1 protein-coding gene is annotated in these 1894 nt (G+C 59.2%); it reads right to left on the bottom strand.

The genetic code is table 11. From position 1 onward, the window contains the following. Positions 1-1894 (bottom strand): helix-turn-helix domain-containing protein (locus PA598K_RS16455; RefSeq protein ID WP_128658018.1); only part of this gene is annotated, 1894 nt, incomplete at both ends.

Genomic DNA, 1894 nt, shown 5'->3' with positions numbered 1-1894 from the left:
TTGCGATAATCGCCCGGCGTGACGCCTACGATCCGCTTGAACACCCGGCCAAAGGTAATCGCGTTGGCATATCCGACTTGCAGCGCAATGTTCTGAATCGGGTCCGTCGTCTCGGCGAGCAACTGCTCTGCCCGCTCCATCCGCAGCTGCACGATAAAGTCGACAAACTTCATGTTGAACTCTTCCTTAAACAGATAGCTCGCGTACTTGCCGGAGATGTTGAAGCGGTCGCTCAGATGCTTCAGCGACAAATCCGGATTTTCGAAATTTTCCTCGATATACGATTTGATCTCGGCGATCATCGCCCGATGATTTTTGGATTCGCTATGCGCCACATAGGAACGATACACGTCGGTAAACTGCTCCAGATACAAGCCATGCAGCTGCTCGAGCGTCTCTGTCGACTCGGCGCGGCGATTAAGCTCCAGAATCGCTTCGCTCTTGAACTGGCGCTGCAGCTCCTCCGAGATTTCCGAGAGCTCGCTGCCCAGCATATCCATCATCGTCCCCATAATCATCCGGATCTCATCATCCTTGAGCCGATCCTGCCGCAATTCGTCGAAGAGCCGGTCCAGCGCCGCGCGCCACTCGCCGCTCAGCAGCCGGAACGCCTTGACGACCTCGGCGCTCAGCTGCATATACTTGTACCAGGTCCGGCCCCGCTTGCCAGGCAGCTCCTCGCTCATGATGAGCGACCGCTCGCCAAGCGCCAGCCGATGCTCGAGCGCCTGCACGGCGGCTTTGTACGAAGCCTGCAAGTCCCCGAGTCCCGCACAGAATGTGCCCACCCCAAAGCGCAGCGTCATCCGCAAGTTATCCTTGATCCAGCCGCCGCCCTTGTCGACGAGCGCGCGCACACGCGCCTTGGCATCGATGCCTGGCTCGCTGAAGAGCAGGATCAGGCCGAGCCGGTTGTCGCCGATCCACTCCAGCCAGCCGTGCATGCCCTCCCCTTGACTCAGCTCATGCAGCACGTTCTGGAGCGCAAACTTCAACGTATGTTGGTCGCGGACGGAATAATCGGCGCGGAAGCTGCCGTATCGGGTCATCTCAACCGCGACGAACACCGCCTCGACCTGCTCTTCCGTCTGCGGCCACAAGGCGAGGCGGCGCATCCGCTGCTCGATCTCGGTAGGCGGCAGCTCGCCCTGGATCAGATCGTAGAACAGCTGCCGTCTGCTGGCTTGAAGACTCTCATTTTGCTGCTTCTCAAAATCGGCGCTCTGCTGGATCAGGCTCTCGAGCGTATGGTCGATCATCGACAGCTCGTCCATCTTCATCCCCATCTCGCCACGATTCATCTGGATCGACTCGATCCGGTTCATCATGATGCGGATCGGACGATAGTTCCGCCGCGTAATATAGATGATGTAGAGGATGGCCAACAGCACCGTGACGATGCCGATGACGATCCACACATAGGAGATGACCGATACCCACAGGAACAGCTGACCGGCCGTACTGCCGCTCTCGAACGTCCAGCCGAGCGGCTGGAACGGCTGTCGGTTCAATACTTGGCCATCCGGCTCCTCGCTGTCGGTGAAGCCTGCGCCATGCGTCTTGAAGATCGTCTCGCCCCGGGCGTCCAGGATGCGGAGGAAGGAGAGGTCGCTGTTATTCATCGAACGGATCAGCTGCTCCACCGCATACATGTCTACATTGATAATCGCCAATCCCTCGCTGCCGAAGGGCAGGGGCTGCCGCTTGTACATCGACAGCAGACGCTTCTCGCGACTCGGCGTCCGCTCCTGCACGACCCGGATCTGCGACCAGCCGTCATAGTCTGGCTGCTCCAACGCTTTCTCCACGAACGCCCGGTCCGAAAATTGCGCCAGCGGGAAAAGCCCGTCCTGCGTCAGTACGGTCTGATCCTCGGCGCGATACAGATAGACCG

Origin of the sequence: Paenibacillus sp. 598K (genome assembly GCF_003851045.1) — a bacterium.
In the GTDB taxonomy this organism is placed as follows: domain Bacteria; phylum Bacillota; class Bacilli; order Paenibacillales; family Paenibacillaceae; genus Paenibacillus_D.
The sequence above is the reverse complement of the archived record's forward strand: the minus strand, read 5'-3'. Positions and strand labels throughout refer to the sequence as shown.